We start from the raw sequence: 25,621 nt of genomic DNA, 5'->3' as shown, positions 1-25,621 counted from the left end.
CCGGGCGATGCCGGCCGCGCGGTATCCTGCATGCCATTGAATTCGCTTCGAGGTGGCCGTGGCTTGGGCTAAACGCGGGTGTCTGACCCTGCTGGCGATCGTGCTGGTGCTGGCGCTGCTGTTGGCCGCGGCCGGCGCCTGGTGGTGGCACGGGTATCGCGCCTTCGCCGAGCAGCCGCTGCAGGCGACCCAGCCCAGCGTGGAGGTGGCGCGCGGCGCCTCGCTCAATGGCGTGCTGCGCAAGCTGCGCGCCGCCGGCGTCACCCAGGGCAGCGACCTGCAATGGCAGGTGCTGGCGCGCGAGCTGGGCGTGGCCGGCAAGCTCAAGTTCGGCGAGTACGCCCTGCAGCCGGCGCTGAGTCCGCGCGAGCTGCTGCTGCGCATGCGCAAGGGCCAGGTGATCCAGTACCGCTTCACCATCGTCGAAGGCTGGAACGTGCGCCAGTTGCGCAGCGCCCTAAACGCGGCCACGCCGCTGGTGCACACCACCACCGACCTCAGCGACAGCGAACTGATGGCCAAGCTCGGCCAGCCCGGCCAGCACCCGGAAGGCCGCTTCCTGCCCGAGACCTACCTCTACCAGCGCGGCGATACCGACCTGCAGCTGCTGCGCCGCGCGCATGCGGCGATGGACAAGGCGCTGGCCGAGGCCTGGGACACGCGCGCCAGCGACCTGCCGCTGCAGTCGCCGGAGCAGGCGCTGACCCTGGCCTCGATCGTGGAGAAGGAGACCGGGCTGGCCGCCGAGCGCCCGCAGATCGCCGGCGTGTTCGTGCGCCGCCTGCAACTGGGCATGAAACTGCAGACCGACCCGAGCGTGATCTACGGCATCGGCAGCGCCTACGACGGCAACATCCGCAAACGCGACCTGGAGACCGATACGCCGTACAACACCTACACCCGCACCGGCCTGACCCCGACCCCGATCGCCATGCCCGGGCGCGACGCGCTGCGCGCGGCCACCCATCCGGCGCCGGGCGACAGCCTGTACTTCGTGGCCATCGGCGACGGCAGCGGCGCGCATGCGTTCTCCTCCAGCTACGCCGAGCACACCGCCGCGGTGGCGCGCTACCTGCAGCGCCTGCGCCAGGCGCGCAGCGACGCGGCGGTGACGCCATGAGCGAGGCCGTGCTGCGCCACCATCGCTTGGTCAGCCTGGAAGGCGGCGAGGGCGCCGGCAAGACCACTGCGATCAACGCGATCCGCGACTGGCTGCAGGCGCAGGGCCACGAAGTGGTACTGACCCGCGAGCCGGGCGGCACGCCGCTGGCCGAGCGCATCCGCGCGCTGCTGCTGGACAGGACGCCCGGCGAGATTGCCGAGCCGCTGGCCGCCGAGACCGAACTGCTGCTGGTGTTCGCCGCGCGTGCCCAGCACGTGCGCGAGGTGATCCGCCCGGCGCTGCAGCGCGGTGCCTACGTGGTCAGCGACCGCTTCACCGATTCCAGCTATGCCTACCAGGGCGAGGGCCGTGGCTTGGACCGCGCCTGGATCGCCGACCTGGAGCGGCGCGCGGTCGGCCTGCAGCCGGGGCTGACCCTGCTGCTGGACCTGGACGTGCAGATCGGCCGCGCCCGCACCAGCGGCCGCGACCTGTGGCCGGACCGGATCGAGAGCGAGCAGGACGATTTCTTCCAGCGCGTGCGCGCCGGCTTCCGCCAACGCGCCGCGCAGGACCCGCAACGCTTCCGCGTCATCGACGCCAGCCAGCCGCCGCAGGCGGTGGCGCAGGCGGTCGCCGCCGCGCTGGCGGCGTGGGTGCAGCAGCAACAGGAGCCGACCCCATGAGCGATCTGCCGTTTTCGCCGTGGCAGCAGCGCGCCTACGACCAGACCGTGGCCGCGCTCGATGCCGGCCGCCTCGGCCACGGCCTGCTGATCTGCGGGCCGGAAGGCCTGGGCAAGCGCGCGGTGGCGCTGAAGCTGGCCGCGCACGTGCTGGGCCAGGGCGAACCGGCCGCGGCCCTGCGCAGCGCACAGCTGATCGCCGCCGGCACCCATCCCGACCTGCAGTTGATCTCGTTCATTCCCAACCGTACCGGCGACAAGCTGCGCACCGAGATCGTCATCGAGCAGGTGCGCGAGATCTCGCAGAAGCTGGCGCTGACCCCGCAGTACGGCGTGGCCCAGGTGGTGGTGGTGGACCCGGCCGACGCGATCAACCGCGCCGCCTGCAACGCGCTGCTGAAGACCCTGGAGGAGCCGCAGCCCGGCCGCTACCTGTGGCTGATCAGCGCGCAGCCGGCGCGCCTGCCGGCGACCATCCGCAGCCGCTGCCAGCGCCTGGAATTCAAGCTGCCGCCGGCCGAGGAAGCGATCGCCTGGCTGCTGGCCCAGGACTTCCCGGAGAAGACCGCGCGCGAAGCGCTGGACGCCGCGCGCGGCCATCCCGGCCTGGCTGCGCACTGGCTGCGCGAGGACGGATTGAAGCTGCGCCGGCAGGTGGCCGCCGACCTGGAGCAGGTCGCCGCCGGCAAGCTCGGCACGCTGGAGGCCGCGCAACGCTGGAGCGGCGACGCCCTCGCCGAGCAGCGCCTGGGCCATGCCGCCGACCTGGCGCTGGCGCAGGCCTCGCAGGCCGGCTTGACCGACCCGGCGCGATTGCACAAGCTGGCCGCGTGGTTCGACGCCGCCAATCGCACCCGCGACCTGCTGCGGACCACCGTGCGCGCCGACCTGGCGATCGCGGAACTGTTGCTGGCCTGGCGCGATGGCGATCGCCCGGCCCGGAGAGGGGCACAACGATGAGCGCGATGAGCGGACGCCAGGGCATCCTGTCGCTGGCGGTGAAGGACAAGGCGGCGCTGTACAACGCCTACATGCCGTTCGTGAAGAACGGCGGCATCTTCGTGCCCACGCCCAAGCGCTACTTCCTCGGCGACGAGGTGTTCCTGCTGCTGACCCTGCCCGATTCCAGCGAGCGCCTGCCGGTGGCCGGCAAGGTGATCTGGGTGACCCCGGTCGGCGCCCAGGGCAACCGCGCCGCCGGCATCGGCGTGCAGCTGCCGGACAACAGCGAAGGCGAGACCATCCGCACCAAGATCGAGACCCAGCTGGCCGGCATCCTCAACGCCGACAAGCCCACCCAGACCATGTAGTGGCCGCGTGGCGGCGTCGCGCCAGGGACCTCGCAAGGACCCATTGACGCCGCGCGCCACAGCCCTATAATGTGCGGCTCGCGACACGGGCGGTTAGCTCAGCGGTAGAGCATTGCCTTCACACGGCAAGGGTCGCAGGTTCGAACCCTGCACCGCCCACCACGAATTTGAGCGTCAACGAAAAAGCCGGCCTAGTGCCGGCTTTTTTTGTGGCTGTGTGGTGGCAGTTGCCTAACGGGCGTGGCAACGCCGAATTGGTCAGAAAATAGCCTAATCCTTGCTATTGAGTTTGCTCATCTCGTGCCTCACAGGGCAGTCTTCACCTGGGGCGTTTGGCACGTCACTCTCTTCTTGCAGTAGTCTCTAGGTGACAACTGCGGCTTCTCGATTAGCTCTCATTGGATGGGGTCAGGGGGTACTGTGGAAGTAAAGTCTGGGGAAGATCAGTTTTCGGGTGAGTCCGGGGATACGGCGAAGCCAAATTTTACGGAAGAACAGTTCGCCGAAAAGCTGCTTTGGCTAGCAGCTCCTAAGATTGCAAAACAGAACGAATCTTTTAGTGAAAAATGGGCCTTAGGCACAGCAGCAACGCTAGGACTCATAGTCTCCCAAGTGGCAGTTTTGAAGGACATTACCAGCTTAGGAAACGTGATCATCTTTGCGCTGATAGTCCTCGCATCTTTAGTTTGCTACATGGTCGTCAGGTATTCAGCCAATGCCGTGGAGGTCTTGGCTGATGTGCAACCAAAACAGGAAGGAATGATCCATGTCATGGGACAGGCAGGCCTTTTCGCGGAATTTGATATGGGTAGGCTGAACAAAGCCTTTGTGGATATATCAATTGCGCCTGTTAGTTGGTTTATAAAATTTAAATTAAGCAAAGAAGAAAAGCCGACTCTTGCAAGATCAATAATTAATAGTGCTCAGAAGGCAGCGCGCTGGATGATTTTTCAGATACTGCTTTCGTTTGTTGGACTTGTCTTCTTTTTTGCAACTCTGGATATTAATAAGCCTCAAAATCAAATAAATTCAACTACGCCTGCGCGATGTGATGGCCCGCAGCTCTTGCAATTCATAAAAAAATCTGATTAGCACATATTTAGTTGTACGCATTTAATATTGCGTAGGCCTCGTGCTAATTAGGTTGCTAATTCGTCAGCCCTCACGCCTCGCCGCATCCGCCTTGAATTGGGCGATGGATTCCAGTACGCGCTGCGCATTCTTAGTGCTGTGCAGTAGATATACGGTTTCTTGAATCGATTTGTAGTTCTCCAGCGACAGCACGACCACAGCTTGCTTGCGGCTGCGCGTGATGATCACTGGCTCGTGGCTGTTGGCCACGCGTTCCATGATGTCCGCAAGAAACGAACGTGCGGCGCTGTAGCGGATGGTGTCCATTTTTTGCTCGGTGTCGTACAAGAATTTGTACGCTTGTTCGGAGGGCTATCAACGGACATTATCAAACGGACAATGTTTTTTGGCTGGCGATCTTCGGTGGATCGAATATTGCTGTAGTTGGGCGCGTTAGGCTCACAGCCTGCTCACGGCAGCGCTCGATACTGGGCCATGCCCGAAGGCCCCTCAATTGTCATCCTCAAGGAAGAAGCCGCCGCGTTTGCCGGGCGCAAGGTGTTGCGGGTGTCCGGCAACAGCAAGCTGGACCTGGGGCGGATGCGTAATCGCAAAATTCTGTCGCTGCGCAGTTGGGGCAAGCATTTTCTGATCGAGTTCGATGCGTTCAGTGTGCGCATCCATTTCCTGCTGTTCGGCAGCTACCGGATCAATGCGCGCAAGGACGCGTCGGCGCGCTTGAGCCTGGGCTTCGCCAAGGGTGAGGAGCTGAATTTCTACGCATGTTCGATCAAGTTCATCGAGGGTCCGCTGGATACGGCCTACGACTGGACCGCGGATGTCATGAACCCCGATTGGGATGCGGCGCAGGCGCGGCGCAAGTTGCGGCTGCGGCCGCATCTGCTCGCCGCCGATGCCTTGCTGGATCAGGATGTGTTCGCCGGGGTCGGCAACATCATCAAGAACGAGGTGTTGCACCGGATCCGTGTGCACCCCGAGAGCGAAATCGGGGCGTTGCCGCCGCGCAAGCTGGGCGAACTGGTGGCGCAGGCGCGCGAGTACAGCTTCGATTTCTATCGCTGGAAGAAAGCCTGCGAACTGAAGAAGCACTACCAGGTGCACACCAAGACGGTCTGTCCGCGCGATGGTCAGTTGCTGACCTATCGCAAGCAGCTCGGCAAGGCGCAGCGGCGTGCGTTCTTCTGCGAGCATTGCCAGCGGCGGTACGTGATGGACGAGACAGCGGCGTAGCTCGGCGTCGGCGTACGGCGCGTTGCGCCAGGCGGTGCGATAAGGCGCTTGCGTCCGCGATGCGCATTGCTGGCGATGCCGCCATGCATGTGGCTTGGCTTTAGGGTTCCAGCGCCACCGCTTCGTCTTCGCACCGGCGAATGCCCAGTTCGGCGAGCAGGCCGGCCCAGCCGAGATCGGTGACTACCAGTGCACGCGAGCCGTCGACGCGGCGTAGCCAGTGGCGGGCGGAGAGCTGGTCGAGCAGGGCGGCGCCCAGCGCGCCGGCGAGGTGGTGGCGACGTTCGGTCCAGTCCAGGCAGCGCCGGGCCAGGGCGCGGCGGCCTTGGGCGAGGTGCGGCAGATCCACGCCCATGCGCGCGAACCATGCCGCGCCTGCGGGGGAAACGGCGTAGCGGCTGGCGTCGTGGGCGGTGAGCCATGCGCGCTGTTCCAGCGCCTCGGCGACCGCCACGCCGAGGCGTCCGGCGAGGTGGTCGTAGCAGCAGCGCGCCAGGCGCAGCGGCTGGATGCCGCGCTGCGGGCTGCGGACCCGGGATGCCTGCGGCGGTGTCAGAGTGGCCAGGGTTTCGAGCACGGCGGCGACGTGCGCGCTGGCCAGGCGGTAGTAGCGGTGGCGGCCCTGGATCTCGACCGCGAGCAGGCCGCCGTCCAGCAGCTTGGCCAGGTGCGCGCTCGCGGTCTGCGGGGTGACGCCGCCGGCGAAGGCCAGTTCGCCGGCCGGCAGTGCACGCCCGTCGACCAGCGCCATCAGCATGGCCGCGCGGGCGGGGTCGGCGATCAGGAAGGCGGTCGCTGCCAGCTTGGGTCGTTCCAGATGCATCGCCGCGCTCCCGATGGACGTGGCCATCATAGGACCGCCCATGCCGCGACGTTTCGCTGCGTATCGAAACGATGCGACAGGCGGATTCCTAGACTGCGCGGATTCCCACCGGAGCCTGCCGATGCAGACGAACGAAACGTCATCGACCCCCGCCGAGCGCGATGCGCATGTCGTGTTCGAACGCTGGCATCAATATGTAGTCGCGCGCGATCTGCCGGGGTTGATGGCGCTGTATGCGTCGGATGCCCAGTTGGAATCGCCGTTGGCCTATGTGGCCTCGGCGCCACGGCAGGATGGGCGGCTGCAGGGCCGCGACGCCATCGCGGCGTTCTTCGCCGCGTCCTTCGCCCAGCCAGAGAACGGCCTGGGGCGCTGGTATCGCAGCGGCCACTGTCATGTCGCCGGGCGGCAACTGGTCTGGGAGTATCCGCGCGACACGCCGCAGGGCGATCAGGTCGATCTGGTGGAAGTGATGGACCTGGACGCGGCCGGATTGATCGCCTGCCACCGCGTGTACTGGGGCTGGAAAGGCGTGCAGACGTTGTTGGCTGCGCTTGGCAAACAGCCCTGAACTTGCGAAGGTCGCGGTCGGCGGCAGCGAGCGTGACGGCATGCGCGCAGGCGTCGCATCGAGCTGCGCGTCGCCGCGGCGCCACCTCAATGAAAATCCCGGCTGCGGATATCCAGGCCGAGCAGCATGGGCGTCAGGTCTTCGAGATGGCCGGCGATCAGGTGGCGCACGCCATCGGCGGTTTCCATGCGGCCGCGTACCAGCAGCAGCCGCGATTCGAGCAGCGCCTGGCGCTGGCGGTCGGCCAGGCGTCGCCACACCACCACGTTGACCAGGCCGTGCTCGTCCTCGAGGGTGACGAAGGTGACGCCGCTGGCGGTCTGCGGGCGCTGGCGCATGGTCACCAGGCCGGCGATGGCGACCGCGCTGGCATGCGGCAGCGTGCGCAGTTCGCCGGAATGGCGGTAGCGGCGCGCACGCAGTTGCGCGCGCAGCAAGGTCAGTGGGTGCTTGCCCAGGGTGGTTCCGATCGTGGCGTAGTCGGCGCGGATGTCTTCGCCCTGGCTGGGTAGCGGCAGCGCGACCTGCTGCTCGGGCGTGGCCGCGAGCGCTTCGAACAGCGGTCGCTGCGCTTCGACCCCGGCCACTGCCCAGCGTGCGCGGTGGCGATGGCCGGCCAGCGCTTTCAACGCGCCGGCATCGGCGAGCGCGGCGCGGGCCTTGTCGTCGAGCGCGGCGCGGTGGCACAGGTCGGCGAGGTCGTGGAACGGGGCCTGCGCGCGCGCTTGTTGCAGGCGCAGCGCGGCATCCTCGGCCAGGCCGCGGACCAGGCGCAGGCCCAGGCGGATCGCCGGCTGCACCTGCGGATCGGGGCTGTACGCTTCCAGGCTGCAGTCCCAGTCGCTGTAGCGCACGTCCACCGGCCGCACCTGCAGGCCGTGGCGGCGCGCGTCCTGCAGCAACTGGTCGGGGCTGTAGAACCCCATCGGCCAACTGTTGATCAGGGCGCAGGTGAACGCCGCCGGTTCGTGGCACTTGAGCCAGCAACTGGCATAGGTGAGCAGGGCGAAACTGGCGGCATGGCTTTCGGGAAACCCGTAGCTGCCGAAGCCCTTGATCTGTTCGAAGATGCGTGCGGCGAATTCGGCGCTGTAGCCTCGCTCGAGCATGCCCTCTAACAATTTCTCGCGATGCGGTTCCAGCCCGCCGTGGCGTTTCCAGGCCGCCATCGAGCGGCGCAACTGGTCGGCCTGGCCCGGCGTGTAGCCGGCGGCGACCACCGCGAGTTGCATCACCTGCTCCTGGAACAGGGGCACGCCAAGCGTGCGCTTGAATACCTCGCGCAGCTCTTCAGGCAGATCGTCGGTGGCTTCCTCGCCGCTGCGCCGGCGCAGATACGGATGCACCATGCCGCCCTGGATCGGCCCGGGGCGCACGATCGCCACCTGGATGACCAGGTCGTAGAACTCGCGCGGCTGCAGCCGCGGCAGCATCGCCATCTGCGCGCGCGATTCGATCTGGAACACGCCGATGGTGTCGGCGCGCTGGATCATCGCGTAGGTCTGCGGGTCTTCGGCGGGAATGGTGGCGAGCGTGTAGGCGCGGCCGCGATGCGCGCGCAGCAGGTCGAGGGTGCGCCGCAGCGCGCTGAGCATGCCCAGCGCGAGCACGTCGACCTTCATCAGCCCGACCAGTTCCAGGTCGTCCTTGTCCCACTGGATCACCGTGCGCTCGGCCATGGTCGCGTTCTCCACCGGCACCAGGGTGTGCAGCGCATGCTCGGAGATGACAAAGCCGCCAGGGTGCTGCGACAGGTGCCGCGGGAAGCCGATCAGTTGGCTGGCGAGCACCAGCAGCCGGCGCATCACCGGCGTGTCCGGATCGAAGCCGCGTTCGCGCAGCAGCTCCTGCGCCGACTCCACCGGATCGCGCTGGCCCAGCGCGGAGGACAGCGCATCGACGGTGTCGCTGGGCAGGCCCAGTGCGCGCGCCACGTCGCGCACCGCGCTGCGCGTGTGGTAGCTGATCGCCACCGCCGCCAGCGCGGCGCGCTCGCGGCCGTAGTGGCGGAAGATGTACTGGATCACTTCCTCGCGGCGGTCGTGCTCGAAATCGATGTCGATGTCCGGCCGCTCCTTGCGCTCTTCGGAGATGAAGCGTTCGAACAGCATGCCGATGCGGTCCGGATCGATCGCGGTGATGCCCAGCGCGTAGCACACCGCCGAGTTCGCCGCCGAGCCGCGGCCCTGGCACAGGATGTCCTTGGAGCGCGCGAAGCGCACCAGGTCGTACACGGTGAGGAAGTAGGACTCGTACTGCAGCCGCTCGATCACCCCGAGTTCGTGCTCGATCAGGCGCCGCGCCTTGTCCGGCACGCCCTGCGGCCAGCGCTCGGCCGCGCCGCGCTCGGTGAGCAGGCGCAGCCATTGCGTGGGCGTGTGCCCGGGCGGCACCAGTTCGTGCGGGTATTCGTATTGCAGTTGGCCGAGGTTGAAGTCGCAACGCTGGGCGATGCGCACCGTCTCGGCCAGCAGCGCGGGTGGATACAGCGCCGCCAGCGTGGCGCGCGGGCGCAGGTGGCGCTCGCCGTTGGGATACAGGTGGGCGCCGGCTTCGTGCAGCGGCAGGCGCTGGCGGATCGCGGTCAAGGTGTCCTGCAGCGCGCGGCGGCCGCGTGCGTGCATGTGCACGTCGCCGCTGGCCACGGCGGGCAGGTGCAGGCGCTGCGCCAGTTGCAGGCGCGCCTGCAGCAGCGCGGCGTCGTCGGGGCCGCGCAGCAGTTCCACCGCCAGCCACAGCCGCTGCGGGAAGCGCGCCTGCAGCCAGGCGCCGTCTGCCGCGTCGTCGCCGGCGCCGCGTGGCAGCCACAGGCACAGCAGGCCGGCGCCGTCGTCGGCGCTGGCCAGGTCCTCGCGCAGCGCGCGATAGGTCCCTTTGTCGGCGCGGCGCCGGGCCAGGGTGATCAGCCGGCACAGCCGCTGGTAGCCGTGCAGGGTCTCGGCCAGCAGCACCAGCTTGGGGCCGTGCTCGAACTGGATCTCGCTGCCGACGATGAGGTGCAGGCCCATGTCCCGGGCCGCCTGCCACGCGCGCACGATGCCGGCCAGGCTGCATTCGTCGGTGATCGCCAGGGCGCGGTAGCCGTGGCGCAGCGCACGTTCGCACAGTTCCCACGGGTGCGAGGCGCCGCGTTGGAAGCTGAAGTTGGACAGGCAGTGCAGTTCGGCGTAGTCGGGCAGCGTGGGGTCCGCCGGCGCGGGCGGCGCGCTGGTGGCGGGTGCGTTGGTTTGTGCAGGGGCCGGCGTCGGCAGCAGCCGCAGGCGCGGCGGCATGCGCGGATGCGGCGGGGTGTGGCTCATGCGAACCAGCCGTGCAGCATCAGCGCGTCCGGCGCGTCGGCCGGGGCGAAGGCCCAGGCGCGCTGGCCCTGGCGGGTGCGCACGACGTAGTAGTCGCGGCGCACGTCGCCGTCGTCCCACCAGCCGCTCTCGATGCGTTCCGGCCCGGCCAGGCGCTCGGGCGCGCGTTCGCGCAGCGGCACCGGCCGCGGCAGCAGCCAGCCGGGGCGTGGCGGTGCCGCGGCGGCGGGCGCGGCGGTGCTGCGGGTGGCGGCGGATTCAGCGCGCCAGGCCAGTTCCGGGCGATGGTCGGCGTGCGCGCGCAGGCCGTGCACGGCGTCGTCGCCCAGGCGCGCGCGCAGGCGTTCGCGCAGTTGCTCCCAGGGCAGGGCCTGCTGCGCGCGCTCGTCGAACAGTTCGCGCGCGGCCGGCACGAACGGCGGCAGTTCGTCGGCGCACAGGCGCAGCGCCTGCACCGGTGCCGGCACGCTGGCTTGCTGCAGGCGCCCGCGCGCCAGTTCGAACAGCATCGCCGCATCGCGCTCGGCGGCGAGCAATCCCACCGGCACCACGCTGGGCTCCAGGTCCTCGTGTTCGAGCAGCAGGCGGAAGCGCTGCACGCCGCCGTCGCGTCCGGCCAGGAACGCCGCCAGGTCCTGGGTCAGCCGGCGCAGCGGGAACAGCAGCGCCTGGTTGGATTCGGTCACATAGCCCAGTTCCACACGTGCATCGAAGCGGTCCGGCGGCAGGTAGTACTGCAGCGGCAGCGGCACCTGCCCGCGCAACGCGTCCAGGTGCTGCAGCAGGGCCGGCGGATAGCGCCGTGCCAGCGCGGTGCGCGGCAGTGCGAACAGCTGCTGCAGGCGGCGCAGGCCCATCCGCGCGAAGCCGTCGGCCAGCGCCAGCGGCAGCCCGGCGCGGGCGATCGGCAACTGCCCCAGCGCGCGCTGCAGTGCGGCGTTGTCGAGCAGGGCGATGCCGTCGTGCGCATTGACCAGCGCACGCGCGGCCAGCGGATGCGGCGCGACCACTAGGCGGTGGCGGAAGCCCAGCGCGGTCAGTTCCTCGCGCAGCCGCGCCTCGAAGCGCGGCCATGGCCCGAACAGGCCGAGGCTGGCCTCGATCTCCAGCAGCAGCGCGCCGGGGTAGTCGGTGCTGACCAGCGAACTGAAGCGGTACGCCCACGCCGCGAGGAACTGCTGGCTGCGGCGGCTTTCTTCGGCATCGTGCAGGGCGGTGGCGAAGCGGTCGCACAGCGCCTGCGCGGTGACCAGCGATTGCCCGGGACGCAGGCCGCGGGCGCGCGCGGCGGCGTTGACCGCCTTCAGCGTGCGCCGCTGCGGCGGGCCGTCGAGCAGCGCCAGCGGCTCGTCCGGCGTCGGCCAGCGGCGCAGGACGGTGTCCAGCGCCAGTTGCGGCAACAGGATGCAGGCCCAGCGCATGGGGCGGCCTCACCCGGCCGCCAGGGCGGACAGGGCGATCGGCTGCGCCGGCGGCAGGCCACCGCGGCACTTGAGCACGCGCAGTTGCGCCGGTGCGGCGTCGATGGCCAGGCGCAGCGCGGCCGGCGACGGATTGGCCGCGGCCTTCAGCGGCCGGTAGGCGAAGCCCAGGGTGCGCCCGGTCTCGGCCGCTACCTGCAGCCGGCGCAGGGTCTTGTCGGCGGCCAGTCCCGGCCAGCACAGCACCGCCGCGCAACTGCCCGCGCGCAGGCATTGCTCGGCGGCCCAGGCCGCGTCCGCGCCGGCGCGGACGATCTGCACCTGCGCCAGCGCCACCCCGGCCTGGGCCCAGGCGGCGGGGTAGGGCAGGTACGGCGGATCGACCAGCACGATGCGCCCGCCGCCTTGCGACAGCCGCGCCAGGGTCGGCCACAGCACCTGCAGTTCGCCGATGCCGTCGGCGGCGTGCAGCAGTTCGGTCAGCGCCATCTCCGGCCAGCCGCGCGCCGGCAGCACCGCGTCCAGCGCGGCGTGCCCGGTGGGCTGCGCGCTGGGCGGCAGCGCGGTCGGCTGGCCGCGCCAGACCCGGCGCTCGGCCAGCAGGCGGTCGAGGGCGACGACGGCGGCCATCAGCCGGGCCGGATCAGGCCGCAGTAATGCCCTTCGATGGCGAAGTCCTGCCCGGGGCCGACCACGATCGGCGCATAGGCAGGATTGCGCGGCAGCAGCGCGATGCCGTCGCCATCGGCGCGATAGCGCTTGATGGTGAGTTCGCCGTCCAGCCGCGCCACCACGATCTGGCCGTTGCGCGCGTCAGCGGCGCGACGCACGCCGACCAGGTCGCCGTCGAGGATGCCGTCGTCGATCATCGAGTCGCCCTGCACCCGCAGCAGGTAGTCTGGACGTAGCGCGAACACCGCACGGTCCAGGCGCAACTGCTGGTCCAGGCCGATGTCGGCGCCGATCGGCGCACCGGCGGCGACCCGGCCCAGCACCGGCAATTGCAGCAGTTCGCTGCGGTTGCCGGCTTGCGCGGGGCGCAGGCTGCGCGCCTGCTGCGGCACCTGCGCCAGCAGCCCGGCCTCGACCAGCGCCTGCACGTGCTTGCGCGCGGCATTGCGCGAGGCGAAGCCGAAGCGTTCGGCGATCTCGGCCAGGCTCGGCGGCCGCCCGTCCTGCTCGATGCAGGCGTGGACGTAGGCGAGGATGGCGGCGCGCTGCGAGGACAGGGGGAGCATGGTGTACATTTGTACACCGCGAGCAAGGCCTTGGCGAGGTGGCCTTGCTGAACGTGTTGGATGGCGCGGTTCTTCCGATGCGCCGGCGCAATCCGTTGGTCAGGCTGGCTCGTTCACGTGGCATTGGGAGGGCGGCGACTGCGCTCAGGTGCCGATGCCGGCCGAGGTCTTGGTCTTTGCCGTTGGCGGTTTTTAGATACACCTGCAGGCCGTACCTGTCTACTTGTCGCCGAAGCGCGTTTGGCGTGTCCCGGCCGTTGTCTCAGTCGCGCGCGCCACCATCCTCCGGCATCGCCCCGGTGTAGCGCGCCCGTGGCCGGATCAGCTTGCCCAGGGCCTGTTGTTCCAGGGCGTGCGCCAGCCAGCCGGCCTGGCGGGCGGCGGCGAACAGCACCAGGGCGTGCACGGCGGGCAGGTCGTGGACGAAGCAGAGCGCGGCCAGCAGGCAGTCGATGTTCGGGCGCTGGCCGCTGCAGTCCTGGGCGGCGGCGATCACCGCTTCCACGTGCTGCATGCGCGCGCTGCCGGCGCAGCGTGCGCGCAGCAGGCGCAGCACTTCGGCCGCGCGCGGATCGCCGTCCGGGTACAGGGCGTGGTGGAAGCCGGGCAGGTCGTCGCCGCGCTGCCAGCGTTCGGCGATCAGGGCGGCGGCGCTGGGCGCGTCCTGGGCGTCGCGCAGCAGGGCGTGGGCACGTGCGGTGGCGCCGCCGTGGCGCGGGCCGGACAGCGCGGCCAGGCCGGCGCTGACGGTGGCGTGCAGCGGCGCGCCGGTGGAGGCGACCACGCGGGCGGCGAAGGCGGAGACGTTGAGTTCGTGGTCGGCGCACAGCAGCAGCGCGGCGCGTACCAGTTCGGCGAAGCCGGCGTCGCCGGGACGCCAATGGTCGGCGATCAGGCGATGCACCGGGCGCGCGTCCGCTGCGGTGCCGACCAGCAGCGCGGCGGTCTGCAGCAGCAGGGTGGCGGCGCTCTCGCGGCGCACGCCGGGGGCGGCGTTGAGCGACTGGCGCAGGTGCAGGGCCAGCAGCGGGATGCAGGCCATGGCGCGTTCCAGCGGCGGCAGCGCGGCATGCCCGGCCAGCGGCGCCACCACCGCCGGCCACGGCGCGACCGGTGCGCTGGCGAACGGGTCTTCGCCCTCCGGGCAGTCCCACAGCAGCCGCGCGACGTCCTCCAGGCTGGCGCCGGCGCGGACCATGGCCACCGCCGAGCGTCCGCGGTAGTAGGGGCCGTCGGGGCGGATCAGCGAGATCCGCGTCTCCAGTACCGGCAGGCCGCGGTCCAGGCTCTGCGCGGCGCCACGCGCGGCGCCGCGGCCGGCGCGCTTGCGCTGCGCCAGCCGCTCCACTTCCGCGCGCAGGTAGGCGCGGCTGCGGTGGTCGGCGCCGGCGCGCGAACTCAGCAGGCCGCGGCTGACGTAGGCGTACAGGGTGGCGCTGCTGATGCCGAGCAGGGCGCAGGCCTCCGCGGCGGAGATCAGGTTGCGGTCGGGGCTGTCGGACATGAAGGGATGATAGGTTGATTCATTGAATCAAGATTGATCCGTGCCGGCGAGAGTGCCAGATTGGCGCCCATCGCGGAACGCCCGGCGGGCGCCGCCGCCTCTTCGTCAGGAGCCGTCCATGTCCCTCGTTTCCCCCGGCGCCGGTTTCCGCGCCGCCCTGGCCGCCGAAGCGCCGTTGCAGGTGATCGGCGCGATCAACGCCAACCATGCGCTGCTGGCGCAGCGTGCCGGCTACAAGGCGATCTACCTGTCCGGCGGCGGCGTCGCCGCCGGCTCGTTGGGCCTGCCGGACCTGGGCATCAACACCCTGGACGACGTGCTGATCGACGTGCGCCGCATCACCGACGTGTGCCCGCTGCCGCTGCTGGTGGACATCGACACCGGCTTCGGGCCGAGCGCGTTCAACATCGAGCGCACGATCAAGGCACTGATCAAGGCCGGCGCGGCCGCTTGCCACATCGAGGACCAGGTCGGCGCCAAGCGCTGCGGTCACCGTCCGGGCAAGGAGATCGTCAGCCAGGGCGAGATGGTCGACCGGGTCAAGGCCGCGGCCGACGCCAAGACCGATCCGGACTTCTTCCTGATCGCGCGCACCGACGCGATCCAGGCAGAGGGCGTGGACGCGGCGATCGAACGCGCCATCGCCTGCGTGGAAGCCGGCGCCGACGGCATCTTCGCCGAGGCCGCCTACGACCTGGACACCTACCGCCGCTTCGTCGACGCGGTGAAGGTGCCGGTGCTGGCCAACATCACCGAGTTCGGCAAGACCCCGCTGTTCACCCGCGACGAACTGGCCGCGGCCGGCGTGGCGATCCAGCTGTTCCCGCTGTCGGCGTTCCGCGCCGCCAACAAGGCCGCCGAGGACGTGTACACGGCGATCCGTCGCGACGGCCACCAGCAGGCGGTGCTGGAGCGCATGCAGACCCGCGAGGAGCTGTACGAGCGCATCGGCTACCACGCCTTCGAGCAGCGCCTGGATGCGCTGTTCGCCGGCAAGGGCGCATGATCGGCGGCGATTTTCCTGCCCGAGTGCGTCCATGAATACCCAAGCCAGCGCGTCTGCATTCCTGCGCAGCCGCATCGACCGCCGCCAGACCGCGCGGCACCTGCTGCAGACCGAACTGGACACGCTGTCCGAGGCCGAGCGCGAGGTGGTGGAGCGCTTCATCGCCAAGCGCCACGTGGCCCGCGACATCGTCAAGCAGGCCGACCGCGAGCGTTCGCTGGGCGAGCGCATCGCCGACCGCGTCGCCGCGATCGGCGGCAGCTGGGGCTTCATCATCGGCTTCGGCGTGGTGCTGCTGGGCTGGATCGCGCTCAACAGCCTGGTGCTGGCGCACGCCTTCGATCCGTATCCCTACATCCTGCTCAACCTGTGCCTGTCGTGCCTGGCGGCGATCCAGGCGCCGGTGATCATGATGAGCCAGAACCGCCAGGCGGCGGTGGACCGCCTGCACGCGCAGAACGACTACGAAGTGAACATCAAGGCCGAGCTGGAGATCCTGCAGGTGCACGAGAAGCTCAACCAACTGCGCGAGCAGGACTGGGCGACGCTGGTGGACCTGCAGAACCGCCAGATCGCCATGCTGCAGCAACTGCTCGAGCGCGCCGGGGCCTGGCCGCCGGCGCCGCACGCCCCCTGATCCACTGCGTCCATCCGACCGCAACACCGGGAGATTCGCCATGAACGACACCGCTTCGCAGACCGCCCCTGCCTTCAAGCCGAAGAAATCGGTGGCCCTGTCCGGCACCGCCGCCGGCAACACCGCGCTGTGCACGGTGGGCCGCAGCGGCAACGATCTGCACTACCGCGGCTACGACATCCTGGACCTGGCGCGCAGCAGCCAGTTCGAGGAGATCGCCTACCTGCTGGTGCACGGCAAGCTGCCCAGCAACAGCGAACTGCGCGGCTACAAGGCCAAGCTGCGCTCGCTGCGCGGCATTCCGGCCGCGGTCAAGGCCGCGCTGGAGCAGTTGCCGCCGTCGGCGCATCCGATGGACGTGATGCGCACCGGCGTGTCGGTGCTGGGTTGCGTGCAGCCGGAGAAGGACGACCACAACCATCCCGGCGCGCGCGACATCGCCGACAAGCTGATGGCCAGCCTCGGTTCGATGCTGCTGTACTGGTACCACTACAGCCACAACGGCCGGCGCATCGAGGTGGAAACCGACGACGACTCGATCGGCGGGCACTTCCTGCGCCTGCTGCACGGCTTCAAGCCGCACGAGGAATGGGTGCAGGCGATGCACACCAGCCTGATCCTGTACGCCGAGCACGAGTTCAACGCCTCCACCTTCGCCTGCCGGGTCATCGCCGGCACCGGCAGCGACATGTACAGCGCCATCGCCGGCGGCATCGGCGCGCTGCGCGGGCCCAAGCACGGCGGCGCCAACGAGGTCGCCTTCGAGGTGCAGAAGCGCTACGACACCCCGGACGAGGCCGAGGCCGACATCCGCGCGCGGGTCGAGCGCAAGGAAGTCATCATCGGCTTCGGCCACCCGGTGTACACGGTGTCCGACCCGCGCAACCAGATCATCAAGGACGTGGCGCGCGAGCTGTCCGAGGCGCAGGGCAGCCGCAAGATGTACGACATCGCCGAGCGCCTGGAAACGGTGATGTGGGACATCAAGAAGATGTTCCCCAACCTGGACTGGTTCAGTGCGGTCAGCTACCACATGATGGGCGTGCCGACGGCGATGTTCACCCCGCTGTTCGTGATCGCCCGCACCGCCGGCTGGAGCGCGCACATCATCGAACAGCGCGTCGACGGCAAGATCATCCGCCCCAGCGCGAACTACGTGGGGCCGGAGGATCAGGCGTTCGTGCCGATCGACCAGCGCAAGTGATGCGCCGACACGCCCTCTACTCCGAGTGACACTCCCCTCTCCCTCCGGGAGAGGGGGCGGGGGTGAGGGTACGAGCGCAGCCTCGTGGTGTTCGAGGCTGCGCTCGTGGCCTCATCCGCCCTCATGAAGGATCTGACGGCATTAGGCTTCGCCCGTACCCTCATCCGCCCTCATGAAGGATCCGACGGCACCAGGCTTCGCCCGTACCCTCATCCGCCCCTTCGGGGCACCTTCTCCCGGTGGGAGAAGGGTCCTGTCTTCGCTTTTTCTACTGTAGCCAGCCATGAACAGCCACTACCGTAAATCCCTTCCGGGGACCTCGCTGGACTACTTCGACGCGCGCGCCGCGGTCGATGCGATCAGTCCAGGCGCCTACGCCGGCTTGCCCTATGTCTCGCGCGTGTTCGCCGAGAACCTGGTGCGCCGCTGCGATCCGGACCTGCTGCACGCTGCGCTGCTGCAACTGATCGAGCGCCGCCGCGACCTGGATTTCCCGTGGTTTCCGGCGCGCGTGGTGTGCCACGACATCCTCGGCCAGACCGCGCTGGTGGACCTGGCCGGGCTGCGCGATGCCATCGCCGAGCAGGGCGGCGACCCGGCCAAGGTCAATCCGGTGGTGCCGGTGCAGTTGATCGTCGACCACTCGCTGGCGGTGGAGTGCGGCGGCGACGATCCGCAGGCCTTCGCCAAGAACCGCGCGATCGAGGATCGCCGCAACGAGGACCGCTTCCACTTCATCGACTGGAGCAAGCGCGCGTTCCGCAACGTGGACGTGATCCCGCCGGGCAACGGCATCATGCACCAGATCAATCTGGAGAAGATGTCGCCGGTGATCTACGTGCACGACGGCGTCGCCTTCCCCGATACCTGCGTGGGCACCGATAGCCACACCCCGCACGTGGACGCGCTGGGCGTGATCGCGATCGGCGTCGGTGGGCTCGAAGCCGAGAGCGTGATGCTCGGCCGCGCCTCGTGGATGCGCCTGCCGGACATCGTCGGCGTGGAGCTGAGCGGCAGGCCGCAGCCGGGCATCACCGCCACCGACGTGGTGCTGGCGCTGACCGAGTTCCTGCGCCAGGAGCGCGTGGTCGGCGCGTACCTGGAATTCTTCGGTGAAGGCGCCGCCGCGCTGACCATCGGCGACCGCGCCACCATCTCCAACATGTGTCCGGAATACGGCGCCACCGCGGCGATGTTCTACATCGACCAGCAGACCCTGGACTACCTGCGCCTGACCGGGCGCGAGGAACCGCAGGTGGCGCTGGTGGAGCAGTACGCGCGCACCACCGGGCTGTGGGCCGAGGCGCTGGCCACCGCGCAATACGAGCGCGTGCTGCGCTTCGACCTGTCGCAGGTGGTGCGCAACATGGCCGGCCCCAGCAACCCGCACAAGCGCGTGGCGACCAGCGAGCTGGCCGCACGCGGCATCGCCGACGCCGCCAAGCTGGCCGCCGGCCAGGCCGATCAGGCGCAGGGGCGCATGCCCGACGGTGCGGTGATCATCGCCGCCATCACCAGTTGCACGAATACTTCCAACCCGCGCAATGTCATCGCCGCCGGCCTGCTGGCGCGCAATGCGCGCGCGCGCGGCCTGGCTCGCAAGCCATGGGTGAAGACCTCGCTGGCGCCCGGGTCCAAGGCGGTGCAGCTGTATCTGGAGGAAGCCGGCCTGCTGCCGGACCTGGAGGCGCTGGGCTTCGGCATCGTCGCCTTCGCCTGCACCACCTGCAACGGCATGAGCGGCGCGCTGGATCCGCGCATCCAGCAGGAGATCGTGCAGCGCGACCTGTACGCCACCGCGGTGCTGTCGGGCAACCGCAACTTCGACGGGCGCATCCATCCCTACGCCAAGCAGGCGTTCCTGGCGTCACCGCCGCTGGTGATCGCCTACGCCATCGCCGGCAGCGTGCGCTTCGACATCGAGAAGGACGTGCTGGGCACCGACGCCGACGGGCGCGAGGTGCGGCTGAAGGACATCTGGCCCAGCGATGCCGAGATCGACGCGGCGGTGCGCGCGGCGGTGAAGCCGGAACAGTTCCGCCGCGTCTATGCGCCGATGTTCAACGTGCGCGTGGAGCAGGGCGCGCCGGCGGCGCCGCTGTACGCCTGGCGCCCGCGCAGCACCTACATCCGCCGCCCGCCGTACTGGGAAGGCGCGCTGGCCGGCGAACGCACGCTGCGCGGCATGCGCGCGCTGGCGGTGCTCGGCGACAACATCACCACCGATCACCTGTCCCCGTCCAACGCGATCCTGGCCGACAGCGCCGCCGGCGAATACCTGGCACACATGGGCGTGCCGGAAGAGGACTTCAATTCCTACGCCACCCATCGCGGCGACCACCTCACCGCGCAGCGCGCTACCTTCGCCAACCCGAAGCTCATCAACGAAATGGCGGTGGTCGACGGCCAGGTGCAGCAGGGCTCGCTGACCCGGCTGGAGCCGGACGGGCAGGTGTTGCGCATGTGGGAGGCGATCGAGACCTACATGGCGCGCAAGCAGCCGCTGATCGTGATCGCCGGCGCCGACTACGGCCAGGGCTCCTCGCGCGACTGGGCGGCCAAGGGCGTGCGCCTGGCCGGGGTCGAGGCGATCGTCGCCGAGGGCTTCGAGCGCATCCATCGCACCAACCTGATCGGCATGGGCGTGCTGCCGCTGCAGTTCCTGCCGGGCACCACGCGCAAGACCCTGGGCATCGACGGCAGCGAGACCTTCGACGTGGTCGGCACGCGCACCCCGGGCGCCACGCTGACCCTGCGCATCGTGCGCAAGGACGGCGCCGTGGTGGACGTGCCGGTGCTGTGCCGGCTGGACAGCAACGAGGAAGTGTCCATCTACGAGGCCGGCGGCGTGCTGCAGCGCTTCGCCCAGGATTTCCTCGAGGAGGCCCGTAGCGCCTGAGCCGGCTGCCGCTGTCATCGGGGGCGTGCCATGCTGGCCGCGCCCGCCACCGCCGAGGAGACCGCCATGCCCACATCCGTCGCCACCACCGGGACCGTCCATTTGCAACGCGTGCTGCGCGCGCCTGCCGAGCGCATCTACCGTGCCTTCCTGGAACCGGCGGCGTTGGTCAAATGGCTGCCGCCGCACGGCTTCATCGCCACCGTGCACGCGCTGGACGCATGGGTGGGCGGAAGCTACCGCATGCGCTTCACCAACCTCGGCACCGGCACCAGCAGCGTCTTCGGCGGCACCTACCTCGAACTGGTGCCCGGCCAGTTGATCCGCCACACCGACCGCTTCGACAACCCGGACCTGCCCGGCGAGATGATCGTGACCGTGCGGCTGCGCCCGATGGCCTGCGGCACCGCGTTGGAGATCGTGCAGGAGGGCATCCCGCCGCAGATCCCGGTGGCGGGATGCCATCTGGGCTGGCAGGAGTCGCTGACCCTGCTGACGCAGCTGGTCGAGCCCGAGATTCCCGATTTGCCCTGATCCACCGTCCTTTCTTCGCACACGCACCGGAACCGCCATGGCCCACGCTCCGCAACTCCGCATCCCTGCCACCTACATGCGCGGCGGCACTTCCAAGGGCGTGTTCTTCCGCCTGCAGGACCTGCCCGCGGCGGCGCAGACGCCGGGCCCGGCGCGCGATGCGCTGCTGCAGCGGGTGATCGGCAGCCCCGATCCCTACGCCAAGCAGATCGACGGCATGGGCGGGGCCACCTCCAGCACCAGCAAGACCGTGATCGTGGCGCCGAGCACGCGCCCCGGGCACGACGTGGACTACCTGTTCGGCCAGGTGGCGATCGAGCGCGCGTTCGTGGACTGGAGCGGCAACTGCGGCAACCTCTCCGCGGCGGTGGGGCCGTTCGCGATCGCCGCAGGGCTGGTGGATCCGGCACGGATTCCGCGCGATGGCGTCGCCACGGTGCGGATCTGGCAGGCCAACATCGGCAAGACCATCGTCGCGCAGGTGCCGATGACCGACGGCGCGGTGCAGGAGACCGGCGATTTCGAGTTGGACGGAGTGACCTTTCCGGCGGCGGAGATCGCGCTGGAATTCCTCGACCCCGCCGCCGACGAGGACGGCGCCGGCGGCGCCATGTTCCCCACCGGCAATCTGGTCGACACGCTGGAGGTACCGGGCGTCGGCACGTTCCAGGCGACCCTGATCAACGCCGGCATTCCCACCATCTTCCTCGAGGCGCAGGCGCTGGGGTATCGCGGCACCGAACTGCAGGACGCGATCAACGGCGATGCGCAGGCGCTGCAGCGCTTCGAGACGATCCGCACCTACGGCGCGCTGCGCATGGGCCTGATCGACACGCTGGAGCAGGCGGCGACGCGCCAGCACACGCCCAAGGTCGCCTTCGTCGCGCCGCCGGCCGACTACACCGCCTCCAGCGGCAAGCCGGTGGCGGCCGCCGACATCGACCTGCTGGTGCGGGCGATGTCGATGGGCAAGCTGCACCACGCGATGATGGGCACCGCGGCGGTGGCGATCGGCACCGCTGCGGCGATCCCCGGCACCCTGGTCAACCGCGCCGCTGGCGGCGGCGAACGCACGGCGGTGCGCTTCGGCCACCCCTCCGGCACCTTGCGGGTCGGCGCCGAGGCGCGCCAGGTGGACGGCCAGTGGACCGTCACCAAGGCCTTGATGAGCCGCAGCGCGCGCGTGTTGATGGAAGGCTGGGTGCGAGTGCCAGAGACTGCGGCCGGCTGAGGCGAGTGCCTCGGTCTTGAGTGTCTCAGGGCTGGAGTGGCGGCCCGCATCGCGCGTCGCGGCTGAAGCCGCTCCCACAAGTGGGCAGCGCGTCAGCGGATGCGTCACGCGCAGGCAAACATTGTGGGAGGGACTTCAGTCCCGACGCGACGACAGGCGGCTGCCGCAATGCGGGGCAATCGTCTCAAGGAGGCGGCGAGGCCATCGCATCCCGCGTCGCGGCTGAAGCCGCTCCCACAAGTGGGCATTGCGCCAGCGGATGCGTCACGCGCAGGCAAACATTGTGGGAGGGACTTCAGTCCCGACGCGACGACAGGCAGTTGCCGCAATGCCGGGGAGGAAAGTTGGTCCCAGGGGCAGATACGGCGCCAGCGCCAGCCCCCGCTGTTGCCAATCCCGAATCCCCAATCCCAAATCCCGCCACCCCAACGTGACGCCAGTCGCCACAGGATGTATATTTTGTGTTAATTATGCTGCGGCGCGGCAAGGACTCGGCGCGCTCCCGACTACGTCCACCCACCCCGGAGTTCCCATGTCTGCCAGTTGGTCGTTGCGCGCCAGTGCGCTTGCCATCGCCGTCGTTTCCGCGCTTTCGTTCCCCGCCGTCGCCCAGCAGGCGGACAGCACCGACGGGGTCGCCCGTCTGGACACGGTCAAGGTCACCGCCGAGCGCCGTGCGGAAGACTCCAAGGACGTGCCGGTGTCGGCCAGCGTGCTGCGCCCGGAATACCTGGACGCCATCGCCACCAGCGGCTCGGACGTGCGCGTGCTGGCCGGCAAGGCGCCCAGCCTCAACGTCGAGTCGTCCAACGGCCGCGTGTTCCCGCGCTTCTACATCCGCGGCTACGGCAACACCGACTTCAACACCTACGCCTCGCAGCCGGTGTCGCTGATCTATGACGACGTGGTCGCCGAGAACGCGTTCCTGAAGGGCTTCCCGATCTTCGACCTGCAGAGCCTGGAAGTGCTGCGCGGTCCGCAGGGCACGCTGTTCGGCCGCAACACCCCCGCCGGCGTGGTCAAGTTCAACTCGGTCAAGCCGACCATCGGCGCCAACGACGGCTATGCCAGCCTGTCCTACGGCACCTACGGCACCATGACCATGGAAACCGGCCTGAGCGTGGCCATGGGCGACAAGTGGGCCGCGCGCCTGTCGGCGCTGGGTCAGCGCCGCGGCGACTGGGTCGACAACACCATCGACAACCGCTCCTTCGAAGGCTACATGGACTCGGCGGTGCGCCTGCAGTTGCTGTTCCAGCCGGGCGAGGACTTCAGCGCGCTGTTCAACGCCCACGCGCGCCACCTCGACGGCACCGCGCGGCTGTTCCGCGCCAACATCTTCCAGCCGGGCACCAACCAGCTGGTCGCCGGCTTCGATCCGGACAAGGTGTCCATCGACGGCAAGAACACCCAGGAACTGCAGACCTACGGCGGCAGCGCCAACCTGACCTGGGACCTGGGCGACATCGTGCTGCACTCGATCACCGGCTACGAGGGCATCGGCAAGTACTACAGCCGCGGCGACATCGACGGCGGCTACGGCGCGGTGTTCGCGCCGCCGTCCGGCCCCGGGGTGATCCCGTTCCCGGTGGAGACCGCCGGCGGCATCAAGAACCTGGACCAGTACTCGCAGGAACTGCGCGCCGAGTCGCAGTACACCGGTCCGCTGAACTGGCAGGCGGGCCTGTACTACTTCCACGATTCGGTGGAAGGCGAGAACTACACCTACAACACCCTGGCCGGCGGCACCCTGTCCAGCTACCAGCTGACCCGCCAGCGCAACACCTCGTGGGCGGCGTTCGGCTCGCTGAACTACGCGGCCACCGAGCGCCTGGACCTGCGCGCCGGCCTCCGCTACACCTACGACAAGAAGACCTTCGACGTGCTCGCGCTGGACCGGGTGACCCTGCAGCAGCCCTCCACCGGCAGCACCGACAACTCCAAGGTCACCGGCGACCTCAGCGCCACCTACACGATCAACGACGACGTCAACGTCTATGCGCGCGCCGCCCGCGGCTTCCGCGGCGCCAGCTTCGGCGTGCCGTCGGCCACCGCGCCGCTGACCGTGGCCGCGCCGGAGACCGTGGACTCCTACGAGATCGGCATCAAGTCCGACCTGTTCGACAAGCGCGCGCGCCTGAGCTTCGACGTCTACGACTTCCGGGTGAAGAACCAGCAGCTGACCGCGGTCGGCGGCGCCTCCAACGACGTGCGCCTGCTCAACGCCAAGGCCTCCAAGGCGCGCGGCGCCGAGTTCGACTTCGAAGCGCTGCTGAGCCAGAACCTGCGCGTGACCCTGGGCGGCGCCTACAACTGGACCCGCATCGAGGATCCGACGCTGTCGGTGGGCGTGTGCCGCACCTGCACCGTGACCGATCCGATCAACGCCTCCGGCCGCGCGCTGATCGACGGCAACGTGCTGCCGCAGGCGGCCAAGTGGATGGGCAACGCGACCCTGCGCTACGGCATCCCGGTCGGCGACGACGCCGAGTTCTTCTTCTTCACCGACTGGTCCTACCGCAGCGAGATCAACTTCTTCCTGTACGACTCGCGCGAGTTCGTCGGCCAGCCGCTGTTCGAGGGCGGTGCCAAGATCGGCTACAACTGGGGCGCCGGCGCGTACGAGGTCTCGGTGTTCTGCCGCAACTGCACCAACCAGATCCGCGCCACCGGTGCGATCGACTTCAACAACCTCACCGGCTTCATCAACGATCCGCGCATCGTCGGCGCGCAGTTCCGCGCCAACTTCTGATCCGCGGCCTCGCCGTTGCAAGACCGACCGCCGGCTATCATGCCGGCGGTTCTTTTTTTGGGAGACGCGCATGCGGACTCTGAAGCAATGGGCGGCGTTGGCGCTGCTGGCCGCGGCCGTGTGGACCACCGATGCGATGGCGGCGCCAGCGGCAGCGGCGCCGGTGCAGAAGGTGGTGGTGTCCACCGACGTCGGCGACGACATCGACGACGCGTTCGCGCTGGCCTTGCTGTTGCGCAGCCCGGAGCTGCAGGTGCTGGGTATCGCCTCGGCCTGGGGCGACACCGGCCTGCGCGCGCAACTGCTGCAGCGCCTGCTGCAGCAGGCCGGGCGCGACGACATCCCGCTGGCGGTCGGGCAGCGCACCACCAGCACGATTCCCTTCAGTCAGGCGCGTTGGGCGGCGAAGGGCCGCCTGCCCGCGGCGGCGCCGGAGGCGGCCGATTTCATCCTGACGCAGGCGCGGCGTCATCCCGGCGAGGTCACCCTGCTGGTGCTCGGCCCGCTGACCGATGCGGCGCGTGCGCAGCAGCGCGACCCGGCCGGATTCGCCCAGCTCAAGCAGGTGGTGCTGATGGGCGGCTCGGTACGGGTGGGCTACGGCAAGTCGCGCTACCGTCCGCCGAACCCGCCGGCGGCCGAGTACAACATTGCCGCCGATATCCCTGCCGCGCAGCGCGTGTTCGGCGCTGGCGTGCCGATCGTGATGCTGCCGCTGGACGCCACCCAGGTGACCCTGGAGGAGCCGGAGCGGGTGGCGCTGTTCGCCCATGGCGAGCCGCTGACCGACGCGCTGGCGCAGCTCTATTACCAGTGGCGCGACACCGACCAGCCCTGGGCCAGCGCCACCCCGACCCTGTTCGACGTGGTGCCGGTGGCGCAGTTGCTCGACCCGGGCCTGTGCCCCACCGTGCCGCTGCGCATCGTGGTCGACGACAAGGGTTATACCCGCGAGGCGCCGGCGGCGGACGCGGCGGGCGCTGCGCCCAACGCGCAGGTGTGCCTGGCGCTGGACCGGCCGCGGCTGATCGCGTTGTACATGCAGCGGTTGTTGCGCTGAGACCAGCGTGCCGACATCGGGGT

Annotated in this window: 22 protein-coding genes and 1 tRNA gene; 16 read left to right on the top strand and 7 right to left on the bottom strand. The window is 69.4% G+C overall.

Going from position 1 to position 25,621, the window contains the following annotated elements; all coding sequences use genetic code 11:
* The first annotated feature begins 58 nt into the window (after positions 1 to 58).
* The 6 genes from mltG to AC1PME_RS15775 all read left to right on the top strand — a co-directional run bounded on the left by mltG (position 59) and on the right by AC1PME_RS15775 (position 4,189).
* Entirely contained in the window at positions 59 to 1,120 is a 1,062-nt protein-coding gene (gene mltG / locus AC1PME_RS15800) for an endolytic transglycosylase MltG (protein ID WP_430543977.1), read from the top strand.
* A complete protein-coding gene (tmk, locus tag AC1PME_RS15795; protein WP_481096402.1) occupies positions 1,117 to 1,788 on the top strand; it encodes a dTMP kinase in 672 nt (223 codons plus the stop codon). The genes mltG and tmk overlap by 4 nt, the downstream gene beginning before the upstream one ends.
* Positions 1,785 to 2,747, top strand: a complete 963-nt coding sequence (locus AC1PME_RS15790; RefSeq protein ID WP_307551918.1) for a DNA polymerase III subunit delta' — start codon at positions 1,785 to 1,787, stop codon at positions 2,745 to 2,747. The genes tmk and AC1PME_RS15790 overlap by 4 nt, the downstream gene beginning before the upstream one ends.
* Complete coding sequence (locus AC1PME_RS15785; RefSeq protein WP_010342469.1) at positions 2,744 to 3,097, top strand: PilZ domain-containing protein; 354 nt, start codon at positions 2,744 to 2,746, stop codon at positions 3,095 to 3,097. The genes AC1PME_RS15790 and AC1PME_RS15785 overlap by 4 nt, the downstream gene beginning before the upstream one ends.
* A gap of 87 nt (positions 3,098 to 3,184) precedes the next feature.
* Positions 3,185 to 3,259, top strand: a tRNA-Val gene (locus AC1PME_RS15780).
* 258 nt (positions 3,260 to 3,517) lie between these two features.
* Entirely contained in the window at positions 3,518 to 4,189 is a 672-nt protein-coding gene (locus AC1PME_RS15775) for a hypothetical protein (RefSeq protein ID WP_481096401.1), read from the top strand.
* Positions 4,190 to 4,252: 63 nt separating this feature from the next.
* Here the strand turns inward: AC1PME_RS15775 and AC1PME_RS15770 are convergent, their stop codons facing one another.
* Positions 4,253 to 4,495 carry a type II toxin-antitoxin system Phd/YefM family antitoxin gene (locus AC1PME_RS15770; RefSeq protein ID WP_481096400.1) on the bottom strand — a complete coding sequence of 81 codons (243 nt, stop codon included), beginning with the start codon at positions 4,493 to 4,495 and terminating at the stop codon, positions 4,253 to 4,255.
* Between the two features lie 168 nt (positions 4,496 to 4,663).
* On the opposite strand from AC1PME_RS15770, the gene AC1PME_RS15765 reads away from it, so the two are divergent.
* Positions 4,664 to 5,419 (top strand): DNA-formamidopyrimidine glycosylase family protein, encoded by a 756-nt coding sequence (locus AC1PME_RS15765; RefSeq protein WP_481096399.1) that lies wholly within the window; start codon positions 4,664 to 4,666, stop codon positions 5,417 to 5,419.
* 100 nt (positions 5,420 to 5,519) lie between these two features.
* Here the strand turns inward: AC1PME_RS15765 and AC1PME_RS15760 are convergent, their stop codons facing one another.
* Positions 5,520 to 6,242 (bottom strand): ArsR/SmtB family transcription factor, encoded by a 723-nt coding sequence (locus AC1PME_RS15760; RefSeq protein ID WP_481096398.1) that lies wholly within the window; start codon positions 6,240 to 6,242, stop codon positions 5,520 to 5,522.
* A gap of 40 nt (positions 6,243 to 6,282) precedes the next feature.
* Here AC1PME_RS15760 and AC1PME_RS15755 point away from each other — a divergent pair, with 40 nt between their 5' ends.
* The gene (locus AC1PME_RS15755) at positions 6,283 to 6,813 is read left to right on the top strand and encodes a nuclear transport factor 2 family protein (protein ID WP_481096397.1); all 531 of its coding nucleotides are present in this window, start codon (positions 6,283 to 6,285) and stop codon (positions 6,811 to 6,813) included.
* Positions 6,814 to 6,899: 86 nt separating this feature from the next.
* Here AC1PME_RS15755 and AC1PME_RS15750 read toward each other — a convergent pair whose 3' ends face one another.
* The 5 genes from AC1PME_RS15750 to AC1PME_RS15730 all read right to left on the bottom strand — a co-directional run bounded on the left by AC1PME_RS15750 (position 6,900) and on the right by AC1PME_RS15730 (position 14,275).
* Positions 6,900 to 10,112 carry an error-prone DNA polymerase gene (locus AC1PME_RS15750; RefSeq protein ID WP_481096396.1) on the bottom strand — a complete coding sequence of 1,071 codons (3,213 nt, stop codon included), beginning with the start codon at positions 10,110 to 10,112 and terminating at the stop codon, positions 6,900 to 6,902.
* A complete protein-coding gene (locus tag AC1PME_RS15745) occupies positions 10,109 to 11,533 on the bottom strand; it encodes a Y-family DNA polymerase (protein ID WP_481096395.1) in 1,425 nt (474 codons plus the stop codon). The genes AC1PME_RS15750 and AC1PME_RS15745 overlap by 4 nt, the downstream gene beginning before the upstream one ends.
* Before the next feature lie 9 nt (positions 11,534 to 11,542).
* Positions 11,543 to 12,163, bottom strand: coding sequence for a translesion DNA synthesis-associated protein ImuA (gene imuA, locus AC1PME_RS15740; protein ID WP_254458859.1), 621 nt, complete (start codon positions 12,161 to 12,163; stop codon positions 11,543 to 11,545).
* Entirely contained in the window at positions 12,163 to 12,771 is a 609-nt protein-coding gene (lexA, locus tag AC1PME_RS15735; RefSeq protein ID WP_481096394.1) for a transcriptional repressor LexA, read from the bottom strand. The genes imuA and lexA overlap by 1 nt, the downstream gene beginning before the upstream one ends.
* A 262-nt stretch (positions 12,772 to 13,033) precedes the next feature.
* Complete coding sequence (locus AC1PME_RS15730; RefSeq protein WP_481096393.1) at positions 13,034 to 14,275, bottom strand: citrate/2-methylcitrate synthase; 1,242 nt, start codon at positions 14,273 to 14,275, stop codon at positions 13,034 to 13,036.
* A gap of 118 nt (positions 14,276 to 14,393) precedes the next feature.
* Here AC1PME_RS15730 and prpB point away from each other — a divergent pair, with 118 nt between their 5' ends.
* The 8 genes from prpB (at position 14,394) to AC1PME_RS15690 (ending at position 25,598) form a co-directional block, all read left to right on the top strand.
* Entirely contained in the window at positions 14,394 to 15,281 is an 888-nt protein-coding gene (gene prpB / locus AC1PME_RS15725) for a methylisocitrate lyase (protein WP_481096392.1), read from the top strand.
* A 31-nt stretch (positions 15,282 to 15,312) separates the two neighbouring features.
* Positions 15,313 to 15,918: a DUF1003 domain-containing protein gene (locus AC1PME_RS15720; RefSeq protein WP_481096391.1), complete on the top strand. Its 606-nt coding sequence runs from the start codon at positions 15,313 to 15,315 to the stop codon at positions 15,916 to 15,918.
* A 40-nt stretch (positions 15,919 to 15,958) separates the two neighbouring features.
* Positions 15,959 to 17,122, top strand: a complete 1,164-nt coding sequence (prpC, locus tag AC1PME_RS15715) for a bifunctional 2-methylcitrate synthase/citrate synthase (protein WP_254458856.1) — start codon at positions 15,959 to 15,961, stop codon at positions 17,120 to 17,122.
* 283 nt (positions 17,123 to 17,405) lie between these two features.
* Positions 17,406 to 20,021: a Fe/S-dependent 2-methylisocitrate dehydratase AcnD gene (acnD, locus tag AC1PME_RS15710; RefSeq protein WP_481096390.1), complete on the top strand. Its 2,616-nt coding sequence runs from the start codon at positions 17,406 to 17,408 to the stop codon at positions 20,019 to 20,021.
* 30 nt (positions 20,022 to 20,051) lie between these two features.
* Positions 20,052 to 20,555, top strand: a complete 504-nt coding sequence (locus AC1PME_RS15705) for an SRPBCC family protein (RefSeq protein WP_481096389.1) — start codon at positions 20,052 to 20,054, stop codon at positions 20,553 to 20,555.
* A 37-nt stretch (positions 20,556 to 20,592) separates the two neighbouring features.
* The gene (prpF, locus tag AC1PME_RS15700; protein WP_254458853.1) at positions 20,593 to 21,786 is read left to right on the top strand and encodes a 2-methylaconitate cis-trans isomerase PrpF; all 1,194 of its coding nucleotides are present in this window, start codon (positions 20,593 to 20,595) and stop codon (positions 21,784 to 21,786) included.
* A gap of 532 nt (positions 21,787 to 22,318) precedes the next feature.
* On the top strand, positions 22,319 to 24,538 hold the full coding sequence (locus AC1PME_RS15695) for a TonB-dependent receptor (RefSeq protein ID WP_307551887.1): 2,220 nt from the start codon (positions 22,319 to 22,321) through the stop codon (positions 24,536 to 24,538).
* A gap of 70 nt (positions 24,539 to 24,608) precedes the next feature.
* Positions 24,609 to 25,598 carry a nucleoside hydrolase gene (locus AC1PME_RS15690; protein WP_481096388.1) on the top strand — a complete coding sequence of 330 codons (990 nt, stop codon included), beginning with the start codon at positions 24,609 to 24,611 and terminating at the stop codon, positions 25,596 to 25,598.
* Positions 25,599 to 25,621: the final 23 nt, after the last annotated feature.

Source organism: Xanthomonas sp. NCPPB 901 (genome assembly GCF_056725085.1).
The sequence above is the reverse complement of the archived record's forward strand: the minus strand, read 5'-3'. Positions and strand labels throughout refer to the sequence as shown.